The following is a 17,586-nucleotide window of genomic DNA, read 5'->3' as shown; positions in this document are numbered from 1 at the left end:
ATACTTCTTATTAACTTGACAATTCCCTGCAGCAAGCTGCAGGGTTACCTTGAGAATTCCTTCTCCCCTGGTGGGAGAAGGTGAGGATGAGGGGGCTGAATAAAACCTGTGTTCGCATGTTCACCCTCACCTCAATCTCTCGGAGCCATAGGCTCCTATGAGCCGAGGCCTCTCCCATCAAGGGAGAGGATAAAACGCATATTCAGCTGATACCGCACAGTTTGCTGGGTGGAGGTTCATTTTTTTGAAATGCCAAAAAAAATCAATAGTTGAACATAGGCGAAGAAATCATGTTGAAAAAAATTTAGGAAGTTGTAAAAAACAGTTTATTCAGAAATTTCAGGTCTTTCTTGGATCTCTTCAATAAACTTAACTTTAACTCCGTCAGAAAGCTGCGCCTGGGTAGCTATTACGACAAGGTCATCTACCAAAAGGCCGTCTTCTATTACGGTTTGGCTGGATAGCTTGTCGCCCAGTTTGACTGTTCGCATCTCTATTACGCCTTCACCGGGTTTGGTTGCGTCGGGTTTAACAATGGGGACAAGAAAAGTCTGTCCTCCCAGGGTTACAACACTATCTGTGGGAACTAAAATAGCATCTTTAAATTCTTTTAAAGCTATAACTCCGCGCGCAAACATACCCGATCGGAGAAGCCCGTCTTTGTTTTCTAAAGTAATCTTAATTGTAGTAGTTCTGGTTCTTTCTTTTACGGTAGGGGCGATTTCTCTTAAAATTCCCATAAACATCTTATCGGGATAAGCGTCAACATCAACCTTTACAGCCAGCCCGATTTTTAAAGTTGTCATATCTTTTTCAGGTATGTCCGCTTCAACTATGGTTGCGCCCGCCGATATAAACTTGGCGATTATATCCTGCGGTGTTACATAATCTCCCTGCCTAATCAGAATTTCTGCTAAAAGCCCGTCTGCGGGCGCTACAAGGTTTGTTTTTGAAAGAGCGCTTTGGGCCAGTTCATATTCAGACTGCGCGGCTTTCATTTTTGCTTCAGCGGACTGGGTTTCAAACCGAGCTTCCTGAAGCTTGCTTTCAGCTAAAGCTTTCATCTTAAATAGATCTTCGTAAACTTTAAGCCTTTGCGCCGTGGAAAAGTAAGCTGATTGTTCGCTTGTGTACTTGCTTCGCGCGAAATCGGTTTTTGTATAAGCGTCTTTCGGATCAAGAGAACAGATAATCTGGCCTCTTCCAATTTTGGCGCCTTCTTTAAAGTTGTATGAAGCTATCACTCCGTCAGTTTCAAAACGCAGTTCATTTTCAATAGACCCTTTAATGGTTCCCATAACGGTGTATTTCTCGGTAAAGTCCTGCCTTTTCACCTTTTTCACTTTTATCTGCGGGAGCTCCATTTCTTCGGGGCCGGCTTTGTGTTTAAAGAAAAATACATTCGCCACAACAATTCCGAGAATGATCGCAACGGCGCCGGCAATACAAATGATAATCACTTTTTTGGTAAAAAGCTTTTTAATTTCAGGCAAACTATGCATAATCCTTTCTTCAATTTGACGAATTTTTTCTTTGATCTGTTGAATAAGCTTATTCAATTTATTCCTCCGTTAAAAAATTATAAAAATTATATTTCAAAATCGAAAATCAGAATTCAGGATTAAGAATTCAGCAGAGCCATTACTTAATCCTTACAACTTATCACTTAATCCTGCCGTTTTATTTTCTTATCTTAATGGCACTAAAGTCAAACGTTCAAGCTCGGTTACAGCTGCATAATTCTTATAAAGAGATTTAGCGTAGGAAGAAACGGCTTCCGCGTATTTCCATGACTCTTCCATTAATTGCACTGTAGGTATTTCATAGATATCATTTCTTTTTTTCAAAAAGGCGAGTTTTCTTTTTCTAAGGATGATTTCATTCCTATATGTACGCGCATCCCTGAGAGAACTAAGATAATCATTATAGTTTTTTTGAACATCCAGTATTGTTTTATTAATGCTATCGGTATAATCGGAATTCGCCTGGTTGTATGTAACGCTTGTTTCTTTTGATTGTATGAAGTAGTTTATGTCGTCAAGGAGGGATAGTTTAACATTAGAAATCAAATTATCCACCCTTTGATAAGGATCCTGTATTGTGGTTGGGGCCGTTTTTTCGTTATATTGCGAAGCCTCAAGAGAATTTCCCCAAAGTCCCCAGTTAAGTTTTCCCATAAAAGACCATGTCGTAGCCATATCAAGAGGCTGGGTTACAAACGCTTCTCCTCCCTGTCCGTAGGATCCTTCAAGGGCCAAGTTCGGGATTACCCTTGATCTAATAATCTTTTCCTTCTGCTCGGCGATTTTAATGGCAAGATTGTTTGATACTACATCCAGGTTGTTAAGCCGTGCAAGTTTAATACATTCCTCTAAACTAAAAGATATTTCCGGGACTTCTTCGGCTAATTCTTCCCTCATAGGTACCGGTATTTCGTCAATTTTTTCAATATAGGTTAAAAGGACAAGTTTTTTTTCAGCGAGAGCAACATCATCTATTGTGTTTTCAAACATGTTCTTTATTTTATCTCTGAAATTTTCAGATTCTATCAAGTCCAGCTCGGATATGGCTTTTGCATCGTACTCGTTTTGAACTTTTTTCTGCAGTTTTTCAACTTCATCATAAGCGTTAGTCAAAGTTTTCAATTGCATTTTTAGTGAAAGCAATTCATAATATGACAGTTTAACTGCGGCAAAAAGATCTTCTCTAATTTTTGTGTAATTATGCTTTGACGCAATTGACATTAAAGAATCGTGCCTGTAAGTTGCGTTAATTCTGCCTCCCTGATAAATCGGCTGGGCTGCTTTTAACGCAATTTGTTCAGCTCTATATTCCTCAGTTATGGTTTTTCCTTTGGTATATTGCTTTTCAAAAGAGAGGTTAGGAAAGTACTGGCGGGCTGATCCAAAGACTTTAGTGTTAGATAGATTTATTTGTTCTTCAGCTACAGCTAGCTTTTTACTTCTAGATTCGGCGATTTTCAAGCAGGTATTCAGAAACTCGTCTGACGAATAGATCGGGCTGCTGGAGAGTGAAAAAAAGACAATAAAAATTAACAGGATTATTCGTCTTTTTAATTTCATTATTATTCTCCAAAAAGAGAAATTTAGCTAGTTGAAAAAAATTATAGCAGAAGTATGCTTATTTGTCAATGGAAATCTTTAAAAAGCATGCAAAAGCGTAAAAAGTAAGAAATTATGAAAGTTAACTGCAAAATCATTGATTTTTGAAATTCGGGATTGTTAACTGAGAAGGTGAAGTGGGGGAGTATAAAATTTAAGTCTTGAGAGAAAATTTGACATTTATATGAGCTTTTCGTACTCAGGGATAAAATTCTCGCAATAATCGTGTCTTAAATTGTTGCTATCCGTTTGCTATTGTACCAATTACTAATTACTAAGTACTGTTTTTAAATGCTGGGGGTCAGAATTGAACTGACGACACCAGGTTTTTCAGACCTGTGCTCTACCGACTGAGCTACCCCAGCAGCTACAGTAATTAGTAATTGGTACTTAGTATTTTGTGTAAAGACGTAAAAATATAGAAAAACTGCGAAAATTTCCCAAAGCACAAACTACTTGCGCTCTGGCAAATTCAGGTTTGCATTTTATTCTGACATTTTATTTCTATTCAAGAAATCAGGCGGTTTTCGCAAACAATTTATCTATTATAATCAAAAAGAACTTGAGTGATTTTAACAAAACAAAAATTTTATGTCAAATAAAAGAGGCAGACTAGAAGCAGGTTAAGATTAAGATAAAAAACAGGTAAAGAACAATACAGATTAAAGTAAAAAAATCATAACTTTAATTACCTATTTGTTTGCTTAACCTTAACCTGTCTTATTCTTAACCTGCCTTGTTTGGAATTTGGTTTTCCGATAATGAAATTTATTAGTCATTACAAGCAATTTTTAAATTTGTATTTTCTATTTACAGAAATCTCATCTTCTTTTTCTCAGTGTTGTGCATAACCCAAAATCTAATTGGTAATAAAATAAATTTACAATTATTTTACAAGTTTTTTCATTTTTTTCCATTCCTTTTTGGTAATAGATATGAGCAGTTAATATATATACTAATAGATTTTGAAATAGGGGAAAATGAAAAAAAAGTTTGGAATAAAAGCGAATATTGATTTGAATTATCAATCAATTGTTGGAAATTGCAATTATTTTGTAAAGTTAGATTTTATGCAAATAATGCGAAACAAAAAATCCTTGACAATTCAAGGTTTTTGCACTATTAAATTATTGTAGGGAAACTGGTTCAAATGGACAAAGCAATGAAAAATTCTAAGGGTTCCAAAGTCATCAACGGAACACCCGTTTCTTTCCCGCTAAAGAAGTGCGTCTTGGCGGGGATGATAATTTTTTCTATTCTGATAAATGCTTTGGTTCCAAGATTTGCTTTAAGCCAGGAAGATTTCGGCGTCTTGTCAAAAATAATGCAGCAGCAATCCACCCTTTTGAGATTTTTTTCTCTTTCAAGCATCCCTCTAAATATTGTAAACGAAATTTTTTGCGAATCGCAGAATGTAAAGTCTGATGTTAAGACGAGCCTGCCCGGACAAAAGAAAGAAAGTAAGACAAATTCTTGTTCCGAGTTTTCATTTATTAGTTTTGGCACAACTCTGAATTTAACGAAATTAAATACTCAAGGCAGTGAAGGCAGCGGAGGGTCAATTTTTGGAATTTCGGGCTTTAGCCGAAATTATTTAACCGGCGATCTGATAAATTTTAGCCCTCATCTGTTTATTTTTGTTTCGTTTTTATTGTTCTTTTTCCTGTTGCCTAGGAGTAGTGTCAACGATAACTATGCTTCAATTAATTATAAGAATCATTCTACCCAACTTGGGTTTCCAAGTTGGGTTTTTTTATTGCCAAATTACCAGTTTTTAGGGAGGATGTATTATGAAAGTAACTAATTTTATCAAGGAGAGGTTGTCATTATGGTGGCTTGAAGCCGTGCTTCGGCTATCCGGCTGGCTGATGACAATCAACTTCGTCAAGTCCGTGGCAGTTATTACTACGGTTTGTTTCTTGCTGACTTCGGTTATGGGGCATGCTATTGCTTCTGTTTTGGAAAATGCCAGAGAAACAAAGCAGTTTAATGAGGCAATAGACAGGAATTTTACCTTGCCCGCTGCTTTCGGAAGGATTACCGACGGCAAGTATTTCGGGTCAGAACAGGTAGTTATTAATATTCAGGATTTGCACTGCCATGCAGAAGTTCAGCGAAACATCACAAGAATCCTTTCAATCCTTGATGAAAAGTATAAACTTGAAAATGTCTATCTTGAAGGCGCTTCCGGACAGGTGGACACCTCTTGGATCGGTTCAATAAAGGATAAAGAAATAAAACAGAAGATGATGGAATCTTTAACCGATCGCGGCAGGTTTACCGGCGCGGAACGCTATTCCGTAATTTCTGAAAAACCTTACCTTATTAAAGGCATTGAAAAGGAAGACGTATACATTGCAAATTTTAAAAGACTGAACAAGATTATTGAAAGTCACGATCAGGTAAGAAAAATTTTGGACAGTATTAACGTAGATATAGTTAATTTAAAAAGCACCTATTATAATAAAAAACAAAAAAGAATGGGAGAAATAGTAGCCCGTTACAGAAACGGTAAAATTGATGCAAAGAAGTATTACCGTCTTTTAGGCAAGTATTCCGAAAAATTAGGGGTAGATATTTATGGCTACCGAAACATTATTGCTTACATAGACCTTTTTGAACGGGAGAAAAAGCTGGATTATAAAAGGGTAGCCGGCGAGCTTCAGCAGTTTGTAAATATATTAAAACAAAAGCTTCCCTACGGGGCATATCGTTCTTTAGTTGAAAAAACCGAAAATTTTTCAAAACTTGACAAAGTTTATGCCTATCTTATCAACCTTTCAAAAGAATATAACATTAATTTGGCGCACAGCCTTCCTGAGCTAAACGATTTCTTCAATTATATTGAAAAAAGCCAAAGAATTAATCCTTTAGATCTTGTTGCTGAAGAAAAGAAGCTGGTCGGTGTTCTTGAAATGAAGTTTGCGGATGATCAAAGCGAAAACGAAGTGGCTTTTGTTGCCGATTTCTTCCGGTATCTCGAAGATTATATGCAGAACAAGATCTCAGCGGACGACTACGAATACTTTACCCAAAACGAAGATAAATTCAGATTGATGTGGATTAAATATATTGACACCTAAATACTAAGGAAGTAAAGGTGGTTGTAACAGGAGGTTTCCATACCGCAGGCATAACAAAATTGCTGGAAAAAAAGAACGTTTCTTACATTGTTATAACGCCTTCAGTAACAACGGACACAAAACTTGCCACCCAGATTTACGATAGGCTAGCCAAAGAAGACGCAGAAATAATGTTTCAGGCATTCGCGCTTCCGGTTCTTTCCAAATATTTAGCAGCGCATCCAGAACAAAGAGAAGTCATATTTAACTTACTTTTGCCGATTTTTTCTAGTCAAGATCTGAAAAACCCTGGAACTGCTCAAAAGATAAGTAAGGTTTTCAAAGATTCTACCGGAGCAGATATATCCTTCATCATAAAAGGCGATATCAAAGCTGATGGAAGTTTCAATTTTGCTTGGAAAGATGAAGCAACAAAACAAGAAGTAAACGGAATTTATGAAAAAGGCCAAGTAATAGTTTCTGAAAAGGCAAAAGCTGCAAAAATATCGGAAGCAAACATAGCCCAGGCCAAAAAGAGAGTAGGAATTGCCGCGGCGATTTTCGGGGTTGTTGAAATAGCGCTTCCTATAAGCAGTATTGTTGCAACGTGGGCTTTGTCTTTATTCTTTTGGTTTCTTGCTCCGTTATCAATACTCTTTATTATTTATGTTGGTTTTTCTTCTTGGAAAAAAGCGTTTCAGCGAGCCAGGGAAAAAGTTGAAGCGGATGATAAAGCAGGAATTGGAGCAATCAAAACATCTGAAGAAGCCAAAGAAAGAGTTGCAAAATTAATGAAAGATACAAAAGGTGTTCAAAATCTTTTGATAGAAAAAACCGGGGGAAAAGTTTATGTAAGGCCCAGGATAAATTTAAAAGCTGACAACGGAATGATGTATGACGAAATTGAACTTTATAAAGCGATAGAAAACGGAGTGGAAGTTATAAAAATCACTTATAGTGATGCTGATGGTAACAGAGTGACCAAAAATATTGAAGATTATCAAAAAGGAACCTTTGATGACATCTCAGATTTGGTTAAATTGCTTGGAGTTAAGAAATCACAAACTTTCAAGGTATTCTATACCAATGTAAGGCTGGTTGAAAAACTTAAAGAAATTGTTGCTCCCAGGGTAAATGTTGTCCAAAAAATGATTATGCACGAGTGGCATCATGTTTGGTTTAAAAAACATGTTGATCCTAAAAAACATAAATGGCTGGCTGCGCATGAAGAAGGATTCGTTAAATTATTAGATACGTTTACCATTTTAACCTTTAGAAAAAGCAACGAAAAGGATCTTGATACTACAACCATTCCGAAAGAAAAAATCGTGGAATATGATGCAATATTCAATAAAATTGTCGCTGAATATGAAGACGAATCAAGGAAAAAATACGGTGTGGGGAAATATGAAAAAATATTCGCAAACCAGGTAAAAATAGCAAGAGATGCTTTTATGAGTGCCGCACCTGTCATAGAACTGGTTCCTACTGGCGGTGGAAAAACAACTATAGATAATTTAGTTGCCGCTGCCAGGACATTTATTGGAAGAGTGCTTTACAAAGACAAAGATAAAGAAACAGGCCTGCAAGGCCATTTGACTCTGAACACTTCTGCCAACGAAAAACTTGTCAGAAGAGACGAAAACGAAATGCAGCGTTATTTAAGAAGGGCAGGGATAAATATTACAACCGGAATTATTTCATCAGGGAAAGATGGAAAAACCATTTATCAATACCGAAATAAAGATGGGAAACTTGTTGAGGCAAATAATGAAAAGGAATTTTTCAGTAAAGTGGAAATGATTTATGCCGCAGCTGACCAATATATATTCCAATATTTGCGTGAAACACAAAAGCCTCCAACAGAAAGAAATTTTAACTCAAAGCATTGGAGCTTTCTCGCTGATGAAATCCATCAGCTTTTTGGCATATTGGGCGCCATGCCCTTTAACATATCTGGGGCAGCTGTTAAGGATAACAAAGAGAGAAAAGCACTAGTAGAGTATCTTGTAAAAAAATATAAAGATCTCAATAAAGAAGATGAAAAGAAATATTTCAAGATAGAGGGCAAAAAAGTAGAACTCACTAAAGCCGGCAAAGATCATTTCATGAAATTTTTTAAAGACGCACGAGCAATATTGCCGACCCTTGGAGAAGATGAATGGTATGACTGTGTACAGATGGCTGCTCAGGCAAGATTCTCCTTCAAAAAAAAGGAGGATTACGCGATTGTTCAAATAGAGGGTAAAAAACGCGCGGTTATTGTTAACCGAGATACAGGCGAGCTTTTTCCGGCAAGCAGATGGAGTAACTGGCTTCATCAATTTGTTGAAGGTTTTGAAGGTTTAGAAATAAGCGATTTTTCTGAATTGATAGCATCCATAACTTTAATGGAATGGTTAAAGTTGCCTAATATTGTTTTCAAGGCGGGTTTTACCGGGACTATGAGGGAAATTTTGGCGAAACGCTACGGATTTAATGTAAGGTTTTTCGAAACCGGTATTTCGGCAAATCCTAATGTTATGGGCCATATTCTTTACAAAACAAGAGGAAAAAGCAACGAAGCCGTAGTTAATCAGACCAAAAAATCCTTTGAAGAATTAAAAACCAGCATTCTTATTGACTGCGAAAATATTAAACACGCAGAAGCGTTAGAAAAGTTAATTAGAGAGGCGAATCCCGGTGTAGAAGTGATACTCCAGGATGGCGAAGATATGGATCAGGATGCGATTGAAAAACTTCAGGAAATATTGGCAGGAAAACCGATTATTGTAGTAGGCACGAATATTAATGCAACAGGTATGGATGCTAAAATCCAGAGCATTTTAAAATTGATGGAGGCAATAAAAGCAGGGTTTGGCAAAAAATCTGACAAATATAAGGAATTTGAAAAAGAAGCGAGTGCTTTAATAGAAAAATTCAAAAAAGATACATCAAAAATTGAAATATTAGGCAAAATAATTAAAATAGCAAATAAATTAGAAATTAAATTACCGGAAGGCCTTGACATTAAAAATCTGAAAATTGAGAATTTGCTGGACGAAATAGCTAAAGGAGCTGGTGAAGAAACTAAAGAATATAAAGAGTTTGAACAAAAAAAGACAACAGTTTTTGGAAAAAGAATAATTGATTTGGTCAAAGAATTTAAAGATAATCCTAAAGTATTCGAAGTATATCCTGAAATAGGGAAAGTATTATTGGATGAAATAAGTGAAGTGGCAAGGGAAAATAATATTGAATTGCCGGCCGTTTTAAAACTCGTTAACATGCATGCATTTTTTGAAAAAGACAAAGAAGTTGCAAAACAGTTTCAGGATAGGTCTGGAAGAAACGGTGCTTACGGAGAATATTACGAGTTCGGTTCTCTAGAGGACAATGTTTTTACTGAAAGTCCGAAAATTTCCGAAAAGGTATTAACTATCCTCAATGGAATGATTAAAAAACCTGGGATGCTAAGCGGTCCCGAACTTATGAGAAACATCAACGATCTGAGAGAAGACCTGTATCAAAGCAAGCTTAACCAGATGGATAATATTAACAAAGAAAGTGAATTTACAGAAAAACTCAGACTTACATATTTGAAAGTCGCTGACTCTGTTTGGGCAATGAACATTCCTAAAAACGAAAAAGAAATTATTATAAATAACTTGCGGTCCGCTTGGGGGGAATTCCAGACCCGCACTTCTGAACTTGGCCATCAGCAGCAAATTTTTAATTCAGCATACGGTTCTGCCCAGCAAAATGCAAGCTACATCAAACTGGCCGATTTTATGAGAAATGCGGAAAAAGGCTTTAAAAATATTTTTAGCAGCGTGCTGCAAAATGTTCCCGAAAACAAAGCGTATAAGACCAAGCTTGCAAAAGTTTTTGAAAGTAAATCAAAGATAGCAAAAGTTACAAGGGGCGCGGGTATCGTTAGGTTTTTCTCATTTATGATTGCGCTTTTTACCAGTATATTGCCGATGATATTGATGAATTACTTCAATTTCTTTATGTCTGCTTCAGGTTCATTATTTCTTGGAGGCATTTTTGCGTTCTCTCCTTTGATTATTGTGTTAGTGATAGCTATGATTCTAATAACAATCCTTATCAAGCCCGTAATTGACAGGATATTCAAAGCGGCAAATGTCGGCCAGGCAATGGGTTTAATGTACGCTTCAATTACGGGCAGGGCAAGGGATGTTGCAAAGGATTCTTTTTATACCGCGACTTCAATGCTGATAACCATCAGCATTGCAGGCGGCATGGTTTCTTTATTAATTGCAGCTTTCCTCGGGGCATCTCTTTTCTTCCCGTTCTTAATTACTGCGATAGGCCTAATAGCTTCGCTTCTGGTAGTTGTCCTTACGCCAAAAAAACTGAGAGATATGAAGGAAAGGCTTCTCATTACGAAAAAACAGAGAATTACTACCGGTATTACCCTGGGAGGCCTAATGTCGGTTTTAACAATAACTCTTTCTACGATAAACCCGATTTTTGGGATAATTGCTTCAATAATTTCTGTTATACTTCTTTTGGTAAGATACTTTGTCAAAAAACCTGCAAGAGTAGAAAACTACAGATGGGTTTTTGGCGGAATACTGGTTGGAGCGATTCTTGGTTCCGGAATATTTTTTATAGTGCCCATTATAATGCTTTTACTGCAGTCTTTTATGTTTTTTGCGTCGTACGCTTACATGCTTACCGGCATTGCGACAATTTATTCAATATTCCGTCAGGTTAAATACAGCAGCCGTTTAAGCGCTCAGTATTTCAAGAAAATGGCTGTCAAAGGAGTAAGGAGCAAGTGGGGAGCGTTGGCGCAGGCGGTTTTTTCAAACTTTCAAAAATTAGTTCCTCTTGTATTTTCAATGGTTATTTTTGGGATTACACTTTTTGCGTTGGGAGGTTTTGCGGGGTTATTGGCTGCTTACGGTATTTATGCTCTTATAGGAATGGGTGGGCTTAGTATTTTGGTGTCTGTATTAGCATGGAAAAAACCAGAAACCGCGCCACAAATTCTGGGAGGAATAACGCAGGCAAGTATGTTAATGGGAACTGTCAGCACCGGCCTAAATCTTGAAACTGCAGGCCTGTCACAAGTTGCGATGGATGAATTTAAAAGAGTATATGAAAGAATAAGTACGGCAAATGCAACACTTAATGATCCGAATGCTACTCAAGCTGAAAAAGATGCAGCCCAAGATGAAATAGATGCTGCAAATAATGAGTTAGGTTCTCTTAGAGCAGAATACGGTGTTGACCAAGCGCAGGTTGAAAAATCAGTACAAATGTATGAGATGCAGTCCGCGTATCTGGACCAAACCTCTCAATTCTGGCAGTCGCTTGCTGATAGTACTAACAACAATTGGTTTTTCACCGAAATAGCCGCAAGCCAGCAGATGAGGTTGGCACAAACAAATTCAAGCTTGTCGCTTGCAAGAATTCAAGGTATATATTTAGGGATTCCCGTTGCCGCGCCCGGCGGAGGCGGGGCAGGCGGACCTCCTCCCGATCCGAACGATGAATGGGATAATATAGGAATCTATCAGACAGATTACTATACAGCCCAGAATAATTTATGGACCGCCGAGTCACAAAATCCTCTTCTTTTACCTTCCCCAAAAGCCTATGCTGATTATATGGTGGGTTCTTCCGATTTTCAACTGCAGCAGTCCGAACAAGGATTGCTTATGACTGAATTTATAAACAGTCTTTTCGGCGGTGAGACTATTGATGCCGATACTCTTTTAGAAGGACAGTTTGCAAATATTGATGAAGCAAGAGCGGTTGCTACTCCTGAAGTACAAAGTGCAATAAACGCGCTTGATGCGGCCCGAACAGCTTTGAATACAGCAAGAGCTTCAAACGATCAGGCGGCAATAGATGCTGCCCAGGCAAATTATGATGCGGTTTATGACAATTATCTAAAAGCTATTCTTGGCGATGATTATACCGCTTATAAGACAGCGATAGATAAATATAATGATGCAAAAGCTAAACTGGATGCTTTGCCGGAAAATGCAACACCGGAACAAAGAGCTGAAGCGCAGAAAAAAGTTGATGATGCAAGCGACGATTACTATACACAATCCGAGAATTTGGCCAATGCCGAGTACAAAGTAGCGCTCGCAAATTACTATATAGCCAAAAAATCCGGCGATGCGACACAAATAACGGCAGCAGAAAAGGATTTGTTATTGAAAAGAAAAAGTTGGACTTTGGCAAGAAGTAATGAATTGACATATGTTGAAATTCCTGCCACCAAGCAGGAAAGTTACGATTCATATCAAGCCGCTAGGGAGTATATTGCGTGGCAAACCAATGCGAAGCTTTTTCTTGCAAATGTCAGTTTAACGGAAAACCAAGTACTTTACGGCTGGCTCGACATAATTGGGGTTGATTATGCCCAAGAAATGATTGAAAGTTCAAGCCTTCAGGTTCAAATGATCTCCGCGCAGGATCAAGTTACTGCGGACCAGCAGGAATTTAACAATGCCCAGCTCGCCTACAATGACGCCCAGTCAGGGCTTAAAAACGGGACCGCTACCCAGGCGGATGTAGAGGCTGCCCGCCAGAGGCTTAATGATGCGAAAACAAAACTCAATAATGATAATATTGCCGCGGCAAACATTCAAATCAGTCTTTTAGAAATAGAATCGGCAAAGGCTGAAAGAACCGGTGATGAAGATAAAATTTACGACGCAAAGAAAAATTTGCTGAATGCCCAGAAACAATTGGCAACTTATGAAGCCAATCCTGCGCAATGGGATGTTGATGCCGCAGATGCAGCCTTAACCCGGGCCTTAAATGAACAGGCAGCTTTGCCCGCTGATGCAACCCAGGCTGAGAAAGACGAGGCGCAGGCAAAAGTAGATGCTGCAAAAGAAGCGCTCTATAACGCCAAAATCGTTCTTGATAATGCGCAAAAAATTGTTGGCGAATATAATGTTCAGCTTGCTCAGCTGAAACTTGACAGAGTTACCGCGCTGGGCGACACAGAAGCGATTTACCAGGCAAACATTGAACTTCTTAACGCGAAAAAAGCACAGGCAAATTATGATGTTCAAATTGCCCAGGCGGAACTTGACCTGGCGAATTTGAGCAAAGATCAGACAGCCATAAACAAAGCAAGTATAAATCTGTTGGAAAAGAAAGCGGCTGTAGCCAAAATTGACGTGGGTATAGCGCAGGCAAAGCTCACTCATGCCACAGGCGCAAACCAACAGGCCTCTGCTCAAACAAGCCTTAATACTGCAAATCAAACACTTTCAAATATCCAAAATCAAATTTCCCAGACTATTGCGCTAATAGCATTAACCGGCAGAGCAGTACCTGCCGGCGCAGCTGGTGCAGGCGGGGGAGCGGGCGGCGGCGAAGAGGGCGCAGGAGTCTTCCAGACAGCGCTATTACTAGCTATTCAACAGCTTATTTATCAGACAAAACAAGTAACGCTAACCATTGATCAGATCAAGTCAGATTTATCAACTGCCCTTGCAGGACTTTCACAAGGTACCATAACAATTGTCAACTGCGCGGTTGACTCGCTTGCAACAGTGCTCGGAATAACGGATCCTTTAGACAAAGCCGCGATTTCCATAGCTTTATTGGCGGTTGATTATTATATTGGAGGGACAATCACTCAGGCCGCTAAGGTTGTATTAACCAGCATGTACGCCCTGCAAGTTGTCGCACAGCAAGCCGGCATTACTATGAACGGCTATACTACAGATTTGGCTGGCCTCAAAGCAATACTTGATAACGGCGGAAAAGTAATACTTTTTGTAGACGGCGACCATTTTGTTACGGCAACCGGTGTAGATAGCGATGGAAATATAACCTACATGGAAAACGGTGTTCAAAAAACAATGACCGAACAACAGTGGCTTGCCAGGCAGGGCGGGACTATACTTTCTTCCTTACCTCCAAGCGTTTCAGCAACTGCCTTAAGTAAAGCCGATCTTTTGAACATAAGAGGCGCTGGAACTCCGGAAGAGAATGAATCCGATATTCGCGCCTTAATGGTTCCCGGTTCAAGTGTTGAAGGTTATGTTCATTGGCTTGCGATACAAAGGTTGGGAAGCGACAGCGATGAGAATCTCAATACAATCATAAGCTGGCTCGCAAATCCTCTAAATGAATTTGGTGTGCCTGATTCCAATCTATACACTCAGCAGAACTTGCTTAACATTGTAGAAATATGGACCTATTATCATAGTTCTCAAGCGGCGTATAATCCGGCAGTTGAAGCGTATATAGATTGGCTTGCTGATAATTCAGGTTTTAATGAACTTGATCCACTATATAATACCCATGGGAAAAGAGTGGCTATTATTATTGAATATCTTGCCAATCCTAAGGATGAGTTAGGAAATCCCATACCCTATAATTTAGCTGCTTTAATAAACCAGGCTGAAATATACGCAACGGCATATGGTATTGTAGGTAATCCTAGCTATCCAGGTAACCAGCATTTACTGGAATACATTCAAGACAGCCAAGGTACACCTAGTCGGGCAATAGCTAGGATGGCTTCCCCTCAGGATGAACTTGGAAATTCGATATCATTTAATATGAACAATTTACTCCGTGGAGCAGATGTGTACTACGCAATTAAAAATGATGCAACCCTGCAGGCTTTCATAAACAGGTTTGATGAGCTTCAAGGAACGGGACATACCTTCATTGAAGCCGGCAAGATATCTGTTCAAGGCACACTGATTCTTAACAGAATAGGATATCCTTCAGATCCTGCTAAAACATCGGCCGGCATTATTAATGATTTAACCGCTTTAATGAATTATGTAAACGCTCTTGAAGCAAACAGTGATGCCGGTTTGAACGCTTTCAATTCTCTTTTTAATGCCGGGCTTACTCATGCGGGTTCTTTAACCGATGCTCAAAGGCAATTATTGTGGACGCAGTTGTACGACAATCAATTGCCGAGCCAGCCAACACTACCGGGGCATTAGCATCATTTAACTCGCTTACTGGACAGAGCATACCTGCAAGCGGTCCTTTAAGCGGCGCGCAACTTCAATGGATAATAGGTAACGAGATATATGCGGGAGGAGTTAGACAGACAACTTACGATACTACTGCTGGAGCGAACCAAGCAGCCACCGATATAAACCAAGCATATACATTCCTGTTAGCGTTAAGAGCGGTTGGAAATGAAGACGCGTTAGCGTTATATAATATGTCAGCGACATATGATATAGCTGCAAGCGGAGCTCTAACATCGGATCAGATAACTGAATTAATAGGCAGGATGTATGAAGCAGACGGGGCAACGCATTCGGCAGCATACAACAATCCTGCAACGGCGGTAGACGATATGGCGCATGCTTATCGTTTCCTAGTTGCGTTAAGAGCGGCTGGAAATGAAGACGCATTAGCGTTATACAATTTATCGACAATAAACGATATAGCAGCGACGGGTGATTTAACACCAGCCCAGGTTACCGAATTAGTAGGCAGGATGTATGAAGCAGACGGGACAACGCATTCAGCGGCATATACTGACGCGGCAACGGCGGTAGATGATATGGCTGCCGCTTATCGTTTCCTAGTTGCGTTAAGAGCGGCTGGGAACGAAGACGCATTAGCGTTATACAATTTATCGACAATAAACGATATAGCAGCGACGGGTGATTTAACACCAGCCCAGGTTACCGAATTAGTAGGCAGGATGTATGAAGCAGACGGGACAACGCATTCGGCGGCATATACTGACGCGGCAGCGGCAGTAGACGATATGTCGCATGCATACGTATTTTACACTATATTGATAGCAGATGCGGATGCACTTGCTTTATATAATCTTTCAACAGCAAACGATATAACGCCCGGGGTTGATCTTACTGATTTACAGGTAACGGAACTGGCAGGCAGGATGTATGAAGCAGACGGGACAACGCATTCGGCTGCGTACAACAATCCTGCGACGGCGGTAGACGATATGGCTGCTGCTTATCGTTTCCTTGTTGCGTTAAGAGCGGTTGGGAATGAAGATGCATTAGCGTTATACAATTTGTCAACAGTAAACGATATAGCAGCAACGGGTGATTTAACGCCGGCGCAGGTAACGGAACTGGTAGGCAGGATGTATGAAGCTGACGGGACAACGCATTCAGCGGCATATACTGACGCGGCAGCGGCGGTAGACGATATGGCGCATGCATATCTTTTCCTTGTTGCGTTAAGAGCTATTGGAAATGAAGACGCATTAGCTTTATACAATTTGTCAGTAACAGCGGCATACGAAATATCGGCAACTGGCGATTTGACCGCAGACCAGGTAACAGAACTAGTAGGCAGGATGTATGAAGCAGACGGGACAACGCATTCAGCTGCATACAATGATCCTACAACGGCAGTAGACGATATGGCTGCCGCTTATCTTTTCCTTATAGCATTGCGAGCAAACGCTGATGCGTTAGCTTTATACAATTTATCAGCGACATACAGTATAGCAGCAACAGGGGATTTAACTGCGGACCAGGTAACGGAACTGGCAGGCAGGATGTATGAAGCAGACGGCACAACGCATTCAGTGGCTTACTTTGATCCTGCAACAATGTTAGATGATATGGGACATGCCTACTTATTTTATGTCCAGCTTCAGGCAAACGGTAATGCAGGGATAGCTGCGGTGAACGGTTTGTTTGGAGCAGGGACGCTTCCTTCCGGCGGTGGAGCTTTGAACAGTACGCAGTTAACATGGCTAGTAAACCAACTTTATAATTCTTCGGGCAACCATACAGGTGTTCTAGCATACAGCGATCCGGCTACGGCTGTAGACGATATTATTCATGCTAATACATTTTATTCTAATTTGCAATTATACAGTAATGCAGGGATAGCTGCGGTAAACGGTTTGTTTGGAGCAGGGACGCTTCCTTCTGGCGGCGGGCCGTTGAGTGATGTGCAGGTAACATGGTTAGTAAACCAGCTGTATGTTGATGCTACAACACGTTCAGCTGCTTATACCGATCCGGCGACGACCGTACAAGACACGATCAGCGCATACAATTTATTGTTAGCGTTACAGGCTAATGCGGGTTTTAGGAATGCATTTAACGGATTATTTGGAACCAGCATAAGTAGCTCGGGTTTACCATCTTATGCTGATGTATTAGTTTTGTATGAATTTTTATATCCCAGCGGTTATCCTCACAGGATTTATACGAACGTAACCGATGTAACAAGCAGCGTTGAATATACTGATGTTATTTGGGTAGACAGCTTTTTATCTACAATTCGCGGTGACGCTAATTTACGGACAGCTTTAAACAACATATATGGATTGATCGGAGCAGATGTGTTTACAGCTAACACGGGCGATGGAGCTGCGGCAAACGCAATAACGAGGAATCAGGGTGTAGTTTTGTTTGGTTTCTTGTATGACAAAGACGGTGTTC

The 17,586-nt window shown here is 39.7% G+C and carries 7 protein-coding genes and 1 tRNA gene; 5 read left to right on the top strand and 3 right to left on the bottom strand.

What is annotated here, in order from left to right:
• Window positions 1–326 precede the first annotated feature (326 nt).
• From NT145_06930 to NT145_06920, 3 genes are all read right to left on the bottom strand, one after another.
• The gene (locus NT145_06930) at window positions 327–1,559 is read right to left on the bottom strand and encodes an efflux RND transporter periplasmic adaptor subunit (protein ID MCX5782419.1); all 1,233 of its coding nucleotides are present in this window, start codon (window positions 1,557–1,559) and stop codon (window positions 327–329) included.
• A gap of 129 nt (window positions 1,560–1,688) precedes the next feature.
• A complete protein-coding gene (locus tag NT145_06925) occupies window positions 1,689–3,083 on the bottom strand; it encodes a TolC family protein (GenBank protein MCX5782418.1) in 1,395 nt (464 codons plus the stop codon).
• A 331-nt stretch (window positions 3,084–3,414) separates the two neighbouring features.
• Window positions 3,415–3,487 (bottom strand) — tRNA-Phe (locus NT145_06920).
• A gap of 615 nt (window positions 3,488–4,102) precedes the next feature.
• Here NT145_06920 and NT145_06915 point away from each other — a divergent pair.
• The 5 genes from NT145_06915 to NT145_06895 all read left to right on the top strand — a co-directional run.
• Window positions 4,103–4,258, top strand: coding sequence for a hypothetical protein (locus NT145_06915; GenBank protein ID MCX5782417.1), 156 nt, complete (start codon window positions 4,103–4,105; stop codon window positions 4,256–4,258).
• A gap of 14 nt (window positions 4,259–4,272) precedes the next feature.
• Window positions 4,273–4,926, top strand: coding sequence for a hypothetical protein (locus tag NT145_06910; GenBank protein MCX5782416.1), 654 nt, complete (start codon window positions 4,273–4,275; stop codon window positions 4,924–4,926).
• Complete coding sequence (locus NT145_06905; GenBank protein ID MCX5782415.1) at window positions 4,913–6,205, top strand: hypothetical protein; 1,293 nt, start codon at window positions 4,913–4,915, stop codon at window positions 6,203–6,205. The genes NT145_06910 and NT145_06905 overlap by 14 nt, the downstream gene beginning before the upstream one ends.
• 17 nt (window positions 6,206–6,222) lie before the next feature.
• The gene (locus tag NT145_06900; protein MCX5782414.1) at window positions 6,223–15,135 is read left to right on the top strand and encodes a hypothetical protein; all 8,913 of its coding nucleotides are present in this window, start codon (window positions 6,223–6,225) and stop codon (window positions 15,133–15,135) included.
• Window positions 15,078–17,586, top strand: a 2,509-nt coding sequence (locus NT145_06895) for a hypothetical protein (protein ID MCX5782413.1), incomplete at its 3' end; no start/stop codon positions are given. The genes NT145_06900 and NT145_06895, both read left to right, overlap by 58 nt.

The organism is Elusimicrobiota bacterium (genome assembly GCA_026388075.1).
Classification (GTDB): Bacteria; Elusimicrobiota; Endomicrobiia; order Endomicrobiales; family JAPLKN01; genus JAPLKN01.
This window is presented reverse-complemented; position numbering and strand designations above follow the sequence as displayed.